This window comes from Bartonella sp. B1099, assembly GCF_944801835.1.
Classification (GTDB): domain Bacteria; phylum Pseudomonadota; class Alphaproteobacteria; order Rhizobiales; family Rhizobiaceae; genus Bartonella.
The window spans coordinates 159,563-175,996 of record NZ_CALYLN010000003.1; the positions used below are offsets into that span (position 1 = coordinate 159,563).

Below are 16,434 nucleotides of genomic sequence, written 5' to 3' on the forward strand. Positions count from 1 at the left end.
CTCAAATACGCAAATTATTCCTTGAATTCAAGGAAACAATTTGAATTTTATTCAGTTTTTCTGCCTTCAGTTAGCGTTTTTTAGTGGTTTATAGATACACAACTAAAAATTGTTTAAATTAAAAAACACACTAAAAAATTGCATTTAGACATAAATAAAACACATTATGATACAATCTAAAATCCGCTGCTTACGTAGCCACGGGGTATTTTTCTAAATAATTAAGAGTGGAGTGTGGATAATGCGGTATAAATACAAGTTAAGTTTTTCAGTATTGATGATCAGTAGTTTTCTTGTGCAATCTGCAAGTGCAGTTGAGAGCAGGAATGGAGAACTAAAAAGATTAGAAACTATGGCACCTGGAGGGACAGTACCAAAAGGTTCAGCACTGGTTACAAATATGTCGCCTAGCACTAATATTAAAATTGAGAATGGCAGTGTTGAGATTGTTGAGAATGGAGCAACTTCTATAGGATCTATTATTAAAAAAGGAGCAATGCAAATCGTTACACGTGGAGGAACCGCAATGAATGCTAAAGTTATTGGAGGTCAGCAGTTTATTCACGAAGAAAAAGGTATTGATCTCACAAGTGTGGTGAGAAAAAGTAGTGCATATGAAGCTACAGTTTCTGGTAGTGGTGAAGCAGTAGGACAACAGAATGTGTATGATGGGGCATGGGTTTGGAATACAAAAGTGGGAAAAGACGGAGAACAAAATCTTTATATGGGGAGTAGAAAAGATGGTGGAAAATCAAAGGATACCGAGGTTTCGTGGAATGGTAGACAGCATGTCTTAGCAGGAGGAGAGGCCCATGGGACTACTTTGAAGGATCAGGCTATTCAAGTTGTCTATCCTCATGGGTTAGTGGATAGTTTAACAATTACGGGTTTTGCCAAATCGTGGCTCCATGTTAATGCAAAAGATGTCACTGGAGAAGTAAGAGTCAATGGTGCGGGAGAACTTTATTTGTTTGCTGGTGATAGGACAAATCATACTACTAGGAAAAATATTCCTATAAAGGATAGACCTGACGAAATAATATTTGGGGTTGGTGAACGAAATATAGGAGAAAAACCACAGATTAAAATTGAAGATTTAGGGGGAGAGGATGGGACTGTTATTTTTTCTTCTATTCCGTATGATCCACGTCATATTTCACTTTATGTTGGAAAACTTTCAGGAAATTTGCATTTTCGATTTAATATGAGTGCAACATGGAATGCAAGTGATTATTTGTCAATTGGTGAGGGCACAGGTGACCACAAAATAAGCGTTCCAGATTCTGGTCGTGAAATTACAGGCCCTCTCACACAAAGGAATAGTTTTGTTAGCGGAATCAATTTAATTACCGATAGAAGCCAAGGTGAAGGAGCTAATTTTACCTTGGCAGATCTTTCGGGGAAAGACATTACAGCTGTTGATGGTGGAACCTATCAGTATCAATTGCTGAAGAGAGGTAGATGTGCTGACTCTAGTGGTAGTACTACAATTTGGTATTTAGGTATAGCTTCTGAGGGCACAGAACGTTCTAATTCTGAAGAACCGTGTGTAAACAAAAAAACGAAGGCTCCTGTTGCATTATCTGTTGATATAGGAACACAGTCTGATCAGGGCTCTTCTTCTGGAAAAAAAAATACTGGTTCTCAGAATCCTCCTAGAAAACAGCTACCCAAGAAACGGCCTCCACGCCATTTAAGAGAAACCCAGAATGTCTCTAGTGTTTCGGTATCTTCCTCTCAAGAAAATCAGACTCGTGTGGTGTTCCCACCAGCACCTCCATCAGGTTTTCATCTTCTTTCTGGTGACAAACAACAGGCATCTGTTTCAGAATCGTCTCAATATTTAGCGGATCAAATGATTTTGCGTCCAAGTAATCATAAACAATCTTCTACACAATTGGGGGAGACGCTTTCAGGTTCTCAGTTTTTAACCACACCTTCTACAGATGCGGTATTGTCCATGTCTGTCGCTCCAGCGATGGTGTTTCACAATGAAATGCAAAGCGTGCGTGCGGGAAGAGGAATTCTAGGTCACAGTAAAAAGAATACGGCTTTATGGAGCTATGCGATTAAATCGAAAGAAAGCATTGCGACAGAGCATATAGATTTTAAGCTCGATCAGACAGGGATCGTTTTAGGGATCAATGGCTTAAGTGAGTGGGAAAATGGAGGGTTTTATATAGGTGGTTTTGGCAGTTATGACCACGCCCGCGTTGCGCATGCTCGGGGAGGTACCAGCGGTATCAATAGTTATGGCATTGGGGCTTATATCACTTATCTGGATCATCGTGGATGGTATCTGGATGTTCTTTTAAAATATAATCATTATCAAAATACGCTGAAGGCGGTTTCCACGAATGGTTTAGGGATTGAAGGCAGTTATAGGCAATGGGCGGTGGGAACCTCCTTTGAAGCAGGTTATCGACTTCAGACGTCCAAGAGTAGTTGGTTACAGCCTTATGGACAATTTACTTGGTTGCAAGTTGAAGGAAAAGAAATCAAGTTATCGAATGACATGACGGGGAATATGCATCCCTTCACTTCATTGCGCAGTGAGATTGGTTTATCTTTAGGGTATGAATTTGGCTCTGGCATGGCTTCTTCCTCACAGGCGTATATTACAGCAGCATGGATGCGTGAGAATAAAGATGACAATCAAACGGTGATTAATGAACGCCATGCATTTACGAGCGATTTATCAGGTAATGCGGGTAAATTAGGGATAGGTTTGAGCAGTTTTGTGAGTGAGAAGTTAAAGTTATATGGTGAGGCCCATTATGTTAAAGGGCGTAAAACAAAACAGTCTCTTCAGGGCATTTTAGGGGTACGCTATAGTTTCTAATTATAAAGGTAGTTTTTGATTGGTCTTAGTGAATGAGAGAATTTTCAAATTTAGACCTGAAGTGTCTAGATCCGTCTTTTTTTTTTAAAGAAGAAGGTTTTCATAAAAGGTATTTATTTTTACGTGTTGGTTTTTTCTTATAGTGTTTATCGCTTAAATGGTAATTTTGATGGGAAGCATTTAGGAGTACAATAAGGAGTTCAACATTTACTGAGAGGCGGGTGTGATCTTATGATGGGAGGGGGAATTATAGCTGTATCTATTTTTATTGAAGTCTTCTTTACAATCCATTCTATGTTTTTGAGAATTTGTGTAGATTTTTGCAAAGTCACTTGGCAAAGGACTGTCTGCTCGCTATAGAAACAGTCAGAGAATGTTATCAATGAAATAAAGGTGAGTAAATGGCTTTAGAGCGTACTTTTTCGATGATTAAACCAGATGCAACACGTCGTAATTTGACAGGCGCAATTACCAAAATGCTTGAGGATGCAGGCTTGCGTGTTATTGCCTCTAAACGTGTGTGGATGAGCAAGCGTGAGGCTGAAAGTTTTTATGCTGTTCATAAAGAACGCCCTTTTTTTAGCGAATTGGTTGAATTTATGTCTTCTGGTCCAACAATTGTACAGGTTTTGGAAGGAGAAAATGCAATAGCTAAAAACCGTGAAATGATGGGGGCTACAAATCCTAGTGACGCAGAAGAAGGGACAATTCGTAAGGTTCATGCTTTGTCGATTGGTGAAAATTCTGTCCATGGATCCGATAGTGCTGAAACGGCAAAAACAGAAATCACTTTTTGGTTTTCTGAGAGAGAAATTGTTGGTTAATAAAAGCGTAAATAAGAAGCAAAAACCCAGAACACTATGTTTTGGATTTTTGCTTACAAGATTATAGATCTCTTTGATAGATATGGAGATGCATCGTTTTTTTCGTTTTTAATATTGCAACTGTTTTTGTGGGGAGATAAAGCCTATTAATTCTTTTCTTGAATGTCTTTTATCTGGACACCAACTTTGTTTGTGATGGGCAAAAGGAATGTTTTAATTGATTGATCATCAATAGATTTGAAATAAGTAGATTTATGGATATTTTTTCTTGTTTAAGGTGCATAAAAATAGATTATCATTATAAATCAAGAGACAATTTCATGAGATGACATGTTTTAAACCTGCGCGAAAATAATCCCACCCTGTCCACAATGTCAGAAGGGCGGCAATCCACAGCATAGTAATGCCAAATTCCACTGTATAAGGGAAAACTTTATTACCCGCTGGTCCTGCTAAAAGAAAGATAATAGCGATCATTTGGACAAAAGTTTTCCACTTTGCAAGACGAGAGACCGGAACGCTCACTTTTAATTCAGCTAAATATTCACGTAATCCTGATACAAGAATTTCTCGGCAAAGAATGATAATGGCTGCCCATAAAGTCCATCCAGCGATGGTACTGTCTGCGGCAAGCAAGAGCAAGCACGCAGAGACGAGAAGTTTATCGGCAATTGGATCTAACATGCGACCAATATTGGATGTTTGTTCCCAAATACGGGCAAGATAACCATCAAGAAAATCAGTAATAGATGCAATGATAAAAATGGAAACGGCAATCCAGCGTGCGATATCACTTGATTGTAGGCGTCCTTCTACAAAAAAACACGCAACAACCATTGGGACTGCAACAATTCGTGCATAAGTTAAAAGATTTGGAAAAGAAAAAGTATGATTTTTCATAGAGTCATTTTCAATTCTTGTGAAGAAGAACATATTTCCCGAAAGTAACAAGGCTAAGGTTGTGAAACAAGCCTATTTTTCATGAAAATGGTTATGAATTTTTTGTGCGATTGCAAGAGAGATTCCTGTCACTTTTTTCAAGTCTTCAAGGGAGGCACCAGCAACAGCCTTGGCACTTCCAAAATGATAAAGCAATGCACGTTTTCTTGACGGACCGATATTTTCGATTTCATCAAGTGGATTTTTAAATGTTGCTTTTTTTCGTTTTATTCTATGCGCGCCAATGGCAAAACGGTGTGCTTCATCACGCAGACGTTGCAAAAAATAGAGGATAGGATCACGGGGGGGAAGTGTAAAAGGAGGGGTACCTTTTATAAAAAACCGTTCACGTCCTGCATGACGGTCAACACCTTTGGCAATTCCAACAACGGTAATCAGGTTATTCAATTGTAATTCAGCAAGTATTGTATGCACACTGTTGATTTGTCCTTCACCACCATCGATTAAGATAAGATCAGGCCAAAAGGGAAAAAGATCATTTTCTTGATCTTGTCTGTCATGACTTTTATTGGGCAAATCATGCTCTTTGATAAGGCGTGAAAATCTTCGTTTAATCACTTCTTTCATCATGCCAAAATCATCACCAGGCGTGATATCTGTTGAGCGAATATTGAATTTGCGATATTGATTTTTAACAAATCCCATTTGACCAGCAACAATCATAGCCCCTACAGAATTTGTTCCCATAATATGAGAATTGTCGTAGACTTCTATACGGCGTGGAGGAAAAGGCAGTTGGAATGTTTCAGCGAGCCCCTGAAGTAGTTTTGTATGGGTAGCTGTTTCAGCGAGCTTATGTTCAAGTGCTTCATGAGCATTGAGATAGGCGTGATTAACAAGTGTTTTTCGTTCACCTTGCTTGGGTAAAGAGAGAGACACTTTGTGATTTGCTTTGAGACTCAATGCTTCTGTAAGAAGTGTTTTTTCTTCAATTTCTTCAGACAAAAGGATGCTTTTGGGAAGAGGTTTGTCATCGTAAAATTGGGCAAGAAAACTCGCTAAAATTTCATTACGGGAAAAAGAGGGATCTGCTTTAGGAAAATAGGCACGGTTTCCCCAATTTTGCCCCATGCGAAAAAAGAACACTTGAATACAAGTCATTCCTTCCTTTTGAGCAATTGCAAAGATATCCGCTTCTTTTATTGTTTGAGGATTAATACCTTGATGACTTTGTATGTGAGAAAGGGCTGATAAGCGATCACGATAGGAAGCTGCTTGTTCAAAATCAAGATTTTCTGCGGCTTTATGCATAGCTTGAACCATATCATTTTTAACAGATTGATCTTTTCCCGAAAGAAACGCTTTTGCGTCTCTCACCAGTTCTTTATAATCACTCTCACTAATTTCATGGGTACAAGGTGCGGAACATCGCTTAATTTGATAAAGCAAACAGGGGCGCGTACGGTTTTCAAAAATTGTATCGGTACAGGTTCGTAATAAAAAAGCGCGTTGTAAAACATGAATTGTTTGTGTCACCGCACCAGCAGAAGCAAAAGGCCCAAAATAATGAGCTTTTTGTGTTCGGGCACCACGATGTTTATAAAGTGCAGGTGCTCGATGATCATTTGTAATCATGATATAAGGGAAGCTTTTATCATCACGGAGTAATACATTAAAATGTGGATGCAATCTTTTGATGAGATTGGCTTCTAAAAGGAGTGCTTCTGTTTCTGTATGGGTAACGATAAATTCCATATGATATGTTGCACGAATCATACGGGTAATACGATTATTGTGTCCTTTTTCACGTGCATAGTTTGAAACACGTTTTTTAAGATTACGAGCTTTGCCAACGTAAAGAATATCACCATTTTCACCAATCATTCTGTAAACTCCTGGCTTATGCGGAAGGTGTTTAACAAATTCTTGTATGAATTTAACACCTTGGAATTGATTTTTCTCATTGCTTTGATTGGCATTGTTCCATGTAAGGTTAGAGAGAAAAGAAAGCTTTTCTCGTTCATTTTGCGGACAATTTGTATTATTTTTTAGGATCATTCCGTTTATCAAGAAATGCTTTTTGTTTAACGTATGAAATATTCTTTTTTATTTAATAACGATTATCTATGTCTTTAATAATTTTTGTCCATCAATAACATATTATAGCATAAAAGTGTAATTTTAGAGTGCTTATCTTTCATAAAAAATATGAGAGTTGTTTATTTAAGACAGCTTTATGAACGCGCCAATTGTTTCATTAAAAATGATTAGAAGAGGAAATCCATAATGATAAGAGGAGACATTTTCTAAAAGAAAAAATAATAAAGAAGCAAAATATTGATTTATAAAGATAATTTATTATTGTTGACATTAAATTAAATTCCTGAAAAGCGTATGATTCTCTCACTTCAAACCGATGTCTTTTGTATGTTACAAGCGGAGAGAGCCGAGTGGAGTGAAACTATACAAGAAAAGATTAAACATCCCTTTTATAAGGCGTAAGAATGGAGGTGCTCAATAGCTTTATTGTTCTATAATTCACATAATCATTATAAGCTTATCATTATTATATTATATGTTGATATTATCTAAAAAAATAATAGAGATTTACTGCCTTTGTAACTTATAAAAGGGTGTTTTTAGAGAAAAACATAAGAGCAAAGTCTAATTTAGATGTTCTTTTTGAAGCCATTTGTACGTTATTTGAGCATTTTCATCTTGTCCAAGACGGTTGATAAGAAAGGGGCTGAGCTTTTTAATTTCGTTTTCCAAAAGATAGGGAGGGTTGATAATAACCATTCCACTTCCATTCATTGTTGGTGGACTTGATTTTTTTCGGATACGCATTTCAAGCTGTAAAATTTTAGGAATTCCTGTTTGATAAAGCGCATGAAGAAAACTTTCAATTTCTTTGTCATGTTTAACAGGATACCATAAAGCGTAGATCCCTCCAGAAAAACGGCGATAGGCTTTCATTAATCCCTCAATAAGGCGGGAAAATTCTCCAGTTTTTTCAAAGGGAGGGTCCACAAGGATAAACCCGCGTTTTTCTTTTGGTGGTAAATGAGCATTTAAGGAAAGCCAACCATCCAAATGCAGAACTTTCGTTTGATAATCGCCAGCAAAATTTTTTGCTAAAATATGATAATCTTCATTGTGCAATTCTATTGCGGTGAGGCGATCTTGTTTCCGTAATAATTGACGAATAAGAACAGGAGACCCAGGATAAAATACAATTTCTTTTTCTCCTTTATTGAGGGTGTCAATGATATCACACCATGGATAAAGAAGTTCTCTTAAATCTTCAGGGATCGGCGTTGAAAAAATTCGTTGCACACCTTCGCGCCATTCTCCTGTTTTATAGGCTTCTAAAGAAGAGAGGTCATAAATACCAATACCAGCATGCGTGTCTATAACGCGAAAAGCTTTTTCTTTGCGTTTAAGATACTCTACAATACGCATGACAATAATGTGTTTAAAAACATCAGCAAAATTGCCAGCATGGTAAATATGCCGATAATTCATAGGAAAAACTCTATCATATGGATAACTGTATCAGGTTATTAGCATAGAATAATAGAATTGATATCCATAAAAATTTTCTTGAAGAAATCAAATAAGCCCCTCATCAAAAAGTGATACACATAAAATATGAATGTCACGGGAACACTTATTTCATTAAGATTTTAAATCTTTTCTATGAAAGTTGGACAAGAAGAGGGCAAACATTTCAATGGAAGCTCTTTATTGAATCAAGATGAAAGCGAGTATCGTCATATCCCTATACGACTTATTTTCTAGATTCTTGACACATAAGCTGGTTTAGAAGAGTATTTAAGAGTTTTTATCTCTCTATGCTAACCTTTCTTGTAATGTGCAAGTGAATGATTCTTATAAATTAATGTATTATTTTACGCGTTAATAAAACATATTCTTAGATATGATCACGCGTATAAATGTTATTTCATACACATTTTAAGTGAGGCTATATTACGGTATTACACTTAAATATTTAGAAAAATGTGAGGTTGCATCTTTTAAAAATTTGGCTGATTAATTGACGACGATCATTCTTCTTCCATTAAAAAGCGTGTTATTTCTTTTAAGTTGAGAAAAAAATATATAAATAGGATACAATATTTGATACATTCTTCAGAGGTAGCATGAATAAGTGAGATAAAAAGCATAGAGTAGAGATTAATGGGTAATATTTTTTCACCAACACATTTAATTGTAATTTTATTGCTTATTTTTTTGCTTTTCGGACGCGGTAAAATTTCTGAATTAATGGGCGATGTTGCTAAGGGAATTAAAGCCTTTAAAAAGAATATGAAGGAAGAAGAGGGAGGCATTGAGGATAACGTTGAAATGGCTGCTTCTTCCCAAATAATTGATGGAGAATCTCAACCATCTCAGCCGTTATCGGTAAAACATGTAGCAACACGCAGAAAGACTTCCTCTCACTCTAAAGGAGGCAAGGTGTCTGTTGTTAAAAAACAGCGTGTCAAATAATAAACGTAAATAACAAAAACGTCATCATCATTGTGCATTATTTTTTTATGAGGAAGTTGAGTATAAGCGATGTTTGGGATTGATGGACCAGAGCTTATCGTTATCTTACTTGTTCTCATCATTGTCGTTGGACCGAAAGATTTACCTAAAATACTCAAGACAATCGCAAAGGTAAGAGCTTATATGCATTCAACAGCAAATGAACTTCGTCACCAGTTTGATGATGTAATAAAACAAATTGAGAGCGATGATTTGCAAAAAACATGTTCGGATATGAACGATTCAAGGAAGAAGTTGGCAGAAACTTTTGATTCCATTCAAAATACAGTAGAGGGTATTCACGATAATTTGGATATTAAGGCAACTCACCATAAATCAGAAAAAGATAAAGAACTTTTGGCATGTGATCAAAAGGCAATCAAGAAAGATAGGACAGTCTCTCGTGCTTCTCATCATTCTGAAAGTATTTCTATTGCTTCTAAAGATAAAAAAGATGTGTCATGAATGTAAAAAAAGATGAGATTGATGCCAATATGGCACCACTTTTAGAACATTTAATTGAACTTCGTCAGCGAATTATTTCGGTTTTGGTTGCATTTATGATCGCTTTTATGATGTGTTTTCTTGTTAAAGATTATATCTTGAATTTTTTACTATGGCCGTATCAATGGGCAATGAAAATAGCAGGAGGGTATCCTGAGAGTATTCGTTTGCAATCAACGCAGGTATGGGAAACTTTTTTAACAAAGATGAAACTTGCTGCTTTTGGAGGAATTATTTTATCGTTTCCCTATATGGCTTTTCAGTTCTATAGTTTTATTGCACCAGGGCTTTATAAAAATGAACGCAGGGCTTTTTTGCCCTTTCTCATTGGTGGCCCTGTTTTATTTTGTATTGGAGGAGCGTTTGTTTATGCTCTATTGGCGCCAATAATACTATGGTTTAGCCTTTCTCAACAATTTCTTCCAGATACTCAATTAAAGATAGAGTTTGTCGTACGCATTTCTGATTATTTGGGCTTTATGACGTCGTTTATCCTCATTTTTGGTTTGATCTTTCAATTGCCTCTTGTCATCAGTCTGTTAACAAAAGTTAGACTTTTAACGTCTCATGATTTGGTGTCTAAACGAAAATGGGCTATTCTCCTCTCTTTTATTATTGCGGCAATGATAACGCCGTCGGATTTTTTTACGATGTTTGCAGTAGCTTTACCAACGATAGCGCTTTATGAGGTCTCAATTTTAATTACTTACGGTATAGAAAAGAGAAGAAAATCCGCTTAAGAAAAGTGTATAATCTTACGCGATGAGAAATGAATAAAACTAATATAAATGAGGAATTTTAATGCTTGATATTAAGTGGATTCGTGAAAATCCTGAAGAATTAGATAAAGCGCTTGTAAGAAGAGGTCTTGAACCACAAGCAGAGAGATTAATACAACTTGATCTTGCACGCCGATCCCATGTTGCTAAGGTACAATTAGCACAGGAACGTCGCAATGCGATTTCAAAGGAAATAGGACAAGCTTTAGCTACACCTGATCAGCAAATGGCTGAACGGCTTAGAGCTGAAGTTGAAGAGCTTAAAGTCTTTCTTTCTTCTGCAACAGCGGAAGAAAAACAGCTGACGGAAAGTCTTGAAAAAATTCTTTCAGCACTTCCCAATATTCCATTGGATGATGTTCCAGAAGGTAAAGATGAAAATGATAACGTTGTCATTCGACATTTTGGAACATCTCCAACCTTCAATTTTACACCAAAGGAGCATTTTGATCTTGGTCAAGATCTCAAGCAGATGAATTTTGAGCGAGCTAGTCGTTTATCTGGAACACGTTTTACAGTGCTTTCAGGGGCGTTAGCGCGGCTAGAACGAGCATTGGGACAATTTATGCTTGATGTGCATGTCAATGAGCATGGTTACACAGAAGTTTCTGTGCCTCTTCTTGTTCGTGATGAGATTGTTTACGGAGCAGCCCAATTGCCGAAGTTTGCTGAAGATCTCTTTCAAACAACAGATGGTCGATGGCTTATTTCTACAGCAGAAGTGCCATTAACCAACTTGGTTAACGATGAAATTCTTGAAATATCAGATTTGCCACTGCGATTTTCTTCTTTATCTCCTTGTTTTCGTTCAGAGGCGGGAGCCGCTGGTCGTGATACACGCGGCATGTTGCGTCAGCACCAATTTTGGAAGGTAGAAATGGTCTCGATTACCAGTGAAGAGCAGTCTCTCATTGAATTGGAACGTATGACGGAATGTGCAGAAGATATCTTAAAACGACTCGATTTGCCTTTTCGCACAGTGGTTCTTTCTACGGGGGATATGGGGTTTGCAGCACGTAAAACTTATGACATCGAGGTTTGGCTTCCTGGTCAAGAATGTTATCGTGAAATTTCTAGTTGTTCCGTTTGTGGGGACTTTCAGGGTCGACGTATGAACGCTCGCTATCGTAAAGAAGGCGATAAGAAACTGCATTTTGTTCATAGCCTTAATGGTTCTGGTACGGCTGTTGGCCGTTGTCTTATTGCTGTGCTTGAAAATTATCAACAGGCTGATGGGTCAATTGTTGTTCCAGATGTTTTACAACCCTATATGGGAGGCATGCGTTGTATTACTGCTTAATTTTGGGAAAGGAGAAACAATATGCGTTTATTGCAAAGAGGGAATGCTATGCAAACGCAAGGTTTTGCCATTTTAAAAGAAGTAGTTTGTAGGGACAATAAAAATGCATCTCCATTAGAGAGTGAATAATACTATGGAGCAAAAGGGTATTTTGCAATTTCGTGAGGAGTTGGCTGCTCTTGTCCTGAAAATGCGTAGCAAAGGCATTGATGACATGCGCTTTTTTTCGGCATTAGAGAAAATTCCACGTCAACAATTTGTTTCTGCTCCGTGGTTTAATAGTGCTTATGATAATAAAGTTATTCCCCTTGAGTGTGGGGAATATATGGAACGTTTGGAAGAACAACTCTTAATTCTTTCGGCACTATCGTTGAAAAAAAAGCATCGTGTCTTAGAAATTGGTACAGGCTCTGGCTTTTGTACTGCTCTTATGGCATGTCTGAGTGATCGTGTGACAACGGTTGATCGTTATAAAACGCTTGTTGATTTAGCACGCCAAAAATTTCAAGCTTTGGATATTGAAAATATTATTATACGGCAGATTGATGGAAGCCATAGTGTGACAGGTTTGGGATCATTTGATCGCATTCTTATTTGGCCATCACGTTCTGATGAACCTAAGGAATTTTTAGAACTTTTAGCTGAAAACGGAATTCTCATTCAGGCGATAGGACCTGATGAAGGGGTACAAACGGTGACGCGCTATACAAAAATTGGGAGTCGATTTGAGTGTTTAGAACTGTTTCAAGTGCGTTATCAACCTTTTATTAAAGGTATTGCGGAGAGACTTTAATTTTTAAAGTTTAAGAAATAGCGCAAATTATTTTACTTTTTTATTTTCTATTAAATTCATTTTGATCTTAATTAAAGATATTTATGAATAAAGCATCACATTTTAACCCTTCGGTAATTTAAAAAAGCTTTAATGGAGTAAGTTGAGTATTGATGAGTGAGCAAAACGATGTGTTTAGAAGCTTTGGATAAAATTTTCCGGCATAATTTTCAGAGAATAACTTTTTTAGCGGTGGTAACGATTGTTACTGGTTGTAGTTCTGGTTCTCAACGTTTTTCCAATATTGTCTCTCATCATAGGGTATCATCTCAATCAAATATAGCGAACTCTATGTCTACAGATCCGGGAATGCTATCGTACGGTGGGGAAATGATACAAAGCACTGAATTGCCCCCTGTAGAACCAAGTGATGATTCGTGGATTGATGATAATTCTCCACAGCAAGGTAGGGGAGTTTCTTCTGATGGTCGCGTTATGGGGGCGCCTCCACGTAATCTTGGAACACTTTCCCGTTCACAAATGGATAACTCTCCTATTTTTCGGCAGAACTCTTATATTGTCCAGAGTGGGGATACACTACTCAGCATTGCACGACAAGTAGGGGTTAGTGTGGAGGCATTAAAATCAGCAAATGGTATAAACAGCAATTCCATTTATATTGGTCAGGTTCTTGTGCTTCCAAGCAGGCGTGCATTCGCAACTTCAAAAGTGCCCAGTTATAACGATTGGGCAACGTCAAAAGCAGAATCTTCATTTCAATCTCAGGTGACGTCTTCTATAAAGAACAAGAAAGCTTCTTCTATATATAAAGCTCCTGTAACAACGCCACCTTCTGTACAGGTGAACAGATCAAATTCTGAAAAAAATTCTTCTAAACAGATGATGCAATTGAATCATGAATCTGATTTATCAAGTACCGTTACGCGTACAGATAATATTAAGACGCCGCAAGCCACAGGGATTTCTAAGATGCGTTGGCCAGTACGAGGGCGTTTATTAAGCCAGTTTGGTCAAAAAAAAGGAACCATAATGAATCGAGGAATAGACATTGCTGTACCTGAAGGATCATCGGTAAAGGCGGCGGAAAATGGTGTCGTTATTTACGCGGGAGATGGCTTAAAAGAGCTGGGTAATGTTGTTATGATTCGACATGAAAATAATATTATCACTATTTATGGATGTAATAGTACGCTTGTTGTTAGCAAAGGACAAAGGATAAGACGCGGTGATGAGATTGCGAAGTCGGGTGTTTCAGGAAATGTTAAAACGCCACGTGTTTATTTTGAAATGCGTAAGAATTCGTTACCGGTTGATCCTCTTAAATATTTAGAAAACTAATTGATTGATGACATTAAATTTCAATGCGCTTATAGTTTATAGAAATTTCATGAAAACAATTTATTTTCTTAAATCAATAGGACGCATCAGAACCTTTAAAATTTTCTAAAGCTTCTACTTTAGGTGCTAATTCTGCAATAACATGATATTTCTGTTCAATTTGCTCCTTGTAGATGATTCAAGACACTAAGCAATGTTTGAGGAGTCGAATAATCAATCTGTGATGTTGCTCCTTTTTTCCAAGCTGGTCATATTTGATGAAGTATTGACGTGTTTCATGGACTTTATCATGACGTTTGATCATCAAAAGGTATTGGTTCATGTCTAAGTTATGTAGTAGCAAAAAATCATTGGTTTAGAAGAGTAGTTTGTTGGGGAGCATTAGAAATTATCATCTTTGTGTTTATGAAGCATAAGACAAAGAGCATCATACGATTTGTCAACACAAAACGCTCGCAATACTCTTGCATTTGAGAGGGGCATGAGAAGAGATATTTGACTTCTTATCATAAAGAGTTTTTTCTTTATGTTCATTTTACAGGTGTGATGGGCAAGAAAATTGTTTTGATGAATTCAAAGGGTTTGAAGTGAGAGCGTTTTACGGTATTGAGCTCTATCATTCGACATTAAAAAATAATGAATTATCTCTATAAATTAATGTTTTCTATTAGAAAAATTGTTTTATCTCATTTATTGAGTAAGAGAAAAGGCTTCTAGTGTAGGATTATAAGAGAGAAAAATAAATCTGTTTTTTAAAGATTTTTCTTATTGTATTCTGTCTCTTCAGGATTTATTGCATTTTCATAAAGCTGAAATTACGTTATATCATTATCACTTTTTATAATAAATTCTTTAGGATTTTTTTCTGAAACGAAGTTTTATTTTAAGAGAGTGGGAAATACCTGAAGTTTAACTATAGGAGATAAAAATGTCTATTACGAACGCTTATGCTCAAAGTGCAGGCGATGTTTCCAGTGGAATTTCATTTGTTAACGCTGTCCCATTCATTTTAATTTTTGCAATTATGTATTTTTTTGTCATTCGTCCACAGCGAGCCCAAATGAAAAAACGGCAGGAGATGCTTAATGCAGTCCGTCGTGGTGATACAGTTATAACGGGTGGGGGTATTATCGGCAAGGTTACGAAGGTTCACGACGAGAGTGGTGAACTAGAGGTTGAAATTGGTGAGAATATGAATATTCGTGTTGTTCGTTCAACATTAGCGGATGTACGTGTTAAAGGTCAGCCGATTGCAGAAAAAAAGTCAAAACTTAATGCTAAAACGAAAACACCACAAAAGTCTAAGTCTAAAAAGACTGTGAGAGAAAATGTGAGTATCTCTAAAGAGGAAAAAACTGTATCAAAGGAAAATAAGGAAAATGCATCTTAAAGTGTAAGTGCAATTTAAAAGCATTTTTATAAAAATATCGAAATATAAGGACAATTTCATTAGGAGGAATGATTTTTATAGTCACGACAAAAAATGGTGTCTTTGTTTTCTGTAGGCGATTAAAATGGTTGCTTTATTTATGGGATATTACGGCAAATTTTACTGTCTTTTAAACAATACCCTTATTTCTATAAAGAGAAGTTTCTTATCTTTGTGTTAATTAATCAGAAAAATTTTTAAAAGGTAGATGAGTATAGCATTTAATCGCAGTTTATTGCTAAATTTTCATATATTTGTTGTATGATCCGATCAAAATTTTATAGTAAAATCTCTACCTCAATATTCTGAAGGGCTAGGGTTAACATATCACTATTTGTATTACCGTTAATTTTTATGGTGAGAAGTAAAAGATAAGAGGATTAAAAAAAAATAAAAGGTGCTTATTTATGTCAGATGCCATTCAAATTCGAGAAGCACATTTCCCGAGTCGTGCGCCTATTGATGCTTATGGAAATGGTGGATTTCGTTTTGCTGATATGTCACATAGAGGTTCTATTATTTGTGTCCCATCAGGAATTTATGGCATTGATATGGCAGAGCCTATTCCCACTCAAGGGAATCTATCTCGTGTTTTAGAAGAAGCAAATGAGATTGAAGTTTTATTAATAGGGACTGGAACTGAATTATTACGATTGCCTGAAGAGTTACGGGTTCTTTTATGGGAAAAGCGTATTTCATCAGATACAATGAGTACAGGAGCAGCGGTACGTACATTTAATGTTTTATTGGCTGAAGATCGCGCTGTTGCGGCATTATTATTTGCGGTAGAATAAAGCATTGTTTAATAAAATAAATACCTTAGTCTAGCATAGAAGACAAAGGTAGTTATTTTTCTATATCGTAAAATGCCTTCGTCGTTTAAGGCGGTGATATAAGGAACGTAAAATATACATAACTTCATAGATTAAGTGTATCTTTAATACAGCAGCAAGTATTCCAAGTATTCAGAGCAGGTCTTAGCTTATAGGACCTAGTATATCACATCAGTGATAAGCCTCTGGCAGTTGAGGTGATTTATAAAAGGGATTTTTCAAATAAGAATACACATTATACATAAAAATTAATAAAATCAATATGTTGAGTGCAATTATTTTATATGAATCCACTTAAGAATCCATCCTTTTATACGTGATTCATTTGACCATTTTTATAA

General features: G+C 36.5%; 13 protein-coding genes. 10 read left to right on the top strand and 3 right to left on the bottom strand.

Annotated elements, in window-relative coordinates:
* The first annotated feature begins 241 nt into the window (after window positions 1-241).
* Both bafA and ndk read left to right on the top strand, forming a co-directional pair.
* Complete coding sequence (bafA, locus tag NNJ73_RS09280; RefSeq protein WP_254493811.1) at window positions 242-2,842, top strand: BafA family autotransporter; 2,601 nt, start codon at window positions 242-244, stop codon at window positions 2,840-2,842.
* A 401-nt stretch (window positions 2,843-3,243) separates the two neighbouring features.
* A complete protein-coding gene (gene ndk / locus NNJ73_RS09285) occupies window positions 3,244-3,666 on the top strand; it encodes a nucleoside-diphosphate kinase (RefSeq protein WP_254493812.1) in 423 nt (140 codons plus the stop codon).
* 318 nt (window positions 3,667-3,984) lie between these two features.
* Here the strand turns inward: ndk and pgsA are convergent, their stop codons facing one another.
* The 3 genes from pgsA to NNJ73_RS09300 form a co-directional block, all read right to left on the bottom strand.
* Window positions 3,985-4,566 (bottom strand): CDP-diacylglycerol--glycerol-3-phosphate 3-phosphatidyltransferase, encoded by a 582-nt coding sequence (gene pgsA / locus NNJ73_RS09290; protein WP_005773717.1) that lies wholly within the window; start codon window positions 4,564-4,566, stop codon window positions 3,985-3,987.
* Window positions 4,567-4,638: 72 nt separating this feature from the next.
* On the bottom strand, window positions 4,639-6,624 hold the full coding sequence (uvrC, locus tag NNJ73_RS09295) for an excinuclease ABC subunit UvrC (protein ID WP_254493813.1): 1,986 nt from the start codon (window positions 6,622-6,624) through the stop codon (window positions 4,639-4,641).
* 606 nt (window positions 6,625-7,230) lie between these two features.
* Complete coding sequence (locus NNJ73_RS09300) at window positions 7,231-8,091, bottom strand: 23S rRNA (adenine(2030)-N(6))-methyltransferase RlmJ (protein ID WP_254493814.1); 861 nt, start codon at window positions 8,089-8,091, stop codon at window positions 7,231-7,233.
* 675 nt (window positions 8,092-8,766) lie between these two features.
* Between NNJ73_RS09300 and tatA the strand changes: the two genes are divergently transcribed.
* From tatA to NNJ73_RS09340, 8 genes are all read left to right on the top strand, one after another.
* Window positions 8,767-9,078 carry a twin-arginine translocase TatA/TatE family subunit gene (tatA, locus tag NNJ73_RS09305; protein WP_254493815.1) on the top strand — a complete coding sequence of 104 codons (312 nt, stop codon included), beginning with the start codon at window positions 8,767-8,769 and terminating at the stop codon, window positions 9,076-9,078.
* A gap of 69 nt (window positions 9,079-9,147) precedes the next feature.
* On the top strand, window positions 9,148-9,582 hold the full coding sequence (locus tag NNJ73_RS09310; RefSeq protein ID WP_254493816.1) for a twin-arginine translocase subunit TatB: 435 nt from the start codon (window positions 9,148-9,150) through the stop codon (window positions 9,580-9,582).
* Window positions 9,579-10,361, top strand: a complete 783-nt coding sequence (gene tatC, locus NNJ73_RS09315) for a twin-arginine translocase subunit TatC (RefSeq protein ID WP_254493817.1) — start codon at window positions 9,579-9,581, stop codon at window positions 10,359-10,361. Before NNJ73_RS09310 ends, tatC begins: the two co-directional genes overlap by 4 nt.
* Before the next feature lie 61 nt (window positions 10,362-10,422).
* Window positions 10,423-11,700: a serine--tRNA ligase gene (serS, locus tag NNJ73_RS09320; protein ID WP_254493818.1), complete on the top strand. Its 1,278-nt coding sequence runs from the start codon at window positions 10,423-10,425 to the stop codon at window positions 11,698-11,700.
* A 133-nt stretch (window positions 11,701-11,833) separates the two neighbouring features.
* A complete protein-coding gene (locus NNJ73_RS09325; protein WP_254493819.1) occupies window positions 11,834-12,493 on the top strand; it encodes a protein-L-isoaspartate(D-aspartate) O-methyltransferase in 660 nt (219 codons plus the stop codon).
* A gap of 168 nt (window positions 12,494-12,661) precedes the next feature.
* Complete coding sequence (locus NNJ73_RS09330; protein ID WP_254493820.1) at window positions 12,662-13,831, top strand: M23 family metallopeptidase; 1,170 nt, start codon at window positions 12,662-12,664, stop codon at window positions 13,829-13,831.
* 928 nt (window positions 13,832-14,759) lie between these two features.
* A complete protein-coding gene (gene yajC / locus NNJ73_RS09335; protein WP_254493821.1) occupies window positions 14,760-15,221 on the top strand; it encodes a preprotein translocase subunit YajC in 462 nt (153 codons plus the stop codon).
* A 446-nt stretch (window positions 15,222-15,667) separates the two neighbouring features.
* The gene (locus tag NNJ73_RS09340; RefSeq protein ID WP_254493822.1) at window positions 15,668-16,054 is read left to right on the top strand and encodes an Mth938-like domain-containing protein; all 387 of its coding nucleotides are present in this window, start codon (window positions 15,668-15,670) and stop codon (window positions 16,052-16,054) included.
* The last annotated feature ends 380 nt before the right edge of the window (window positions 16,055-16,434 follow it).

Bases quoted from the DNA above. Each gene is read 5' to 3' on its own strand.
- pgsA (WP_005773717.1), bottom strand. From the start codon at position 4,566: ATGAAAAATCATACTTTTTCTTTTCCAAATCTTTTAACTTATGCACGA.
- tatC (WP_254493817.1), top strand. From the start codon at position 9,579: ATGAATGTAAAAAAAGATGAGATTGATGCCAATATGGCACCACTTTTA.
- NNJ73_RS09300 (WP_254493814.1), bottom strand. From the start codon at position 8,091: ATGAATTATCGGCATATTTACCATGCTGGCAATTTTGCTGATGTTTTT.
- bafA (WP_254493811.1), top strand. From the start codon at position 242: ATGCGGTATAAATACAAGTTAAGTTTTTCAGTATTGATGATCAGTAGT.
- serS (WP_254493818.1), top strand. From the start codon at position 10,423: ATGCTTGATATTAAGTGGATTCGTGAAAATCCTGAAGAATTAGATAAA.
- uvrC (WP_254493813.1), bottom strand. From the start codon at position 6,624: ATGATCCTAAAAAATAATACAAATTGTCCGCAAAATGAACGAGAAAAG.
- NNJ73_RS09330 (WP_254493820.1), top strand. From the start codon at position 12,662: ATGTGTTTAGAAGCTTTGGATAAAATTTTCCGGCATAATTTTCAGAGA.
- NNJ73_RS09340 (WP_254493822.1), top strand. From the start codon at position 15,668: ATGTCAGATGCCATTCAAATTCGAGAAGCACATTTCCCGAGTCGTGCG.
- ndk (WP_254493812.1), top strand. From the start codon at position 3,244: ATGGCTTTAGAGCGTACTTTTTCGATGATTAAACCAGATGCAACACGT.
- yajC (WP_254493821.1), top strand. From the start codon at position 14,760: ATGTCTATTACGAACGCTTATGCTCAAAGTGCAGGCGATGTTTCCAGT.
- NNJ73_RS09310 (WP_254493816.1), top strand. From the start codon at position 9,148: ATGTTTGGGATTGATGGACCAGAGCTTATCGTTATCTTACTTGTTCTC.
- tatA (WP_254493815.1), top strand. From the start codon at position 8,767: ATGGGTAATATTTTTTCACCAACACATTTAATTGTAATTTTATTGCTT.
- NNJ73_RS09325 (WP_254493819.1), top strand. From the start codon at position 11,834: ATGGAGCAAAAGGGTATTTTGCAATTTCGTGAGGAGTTGGCTGCTCTT.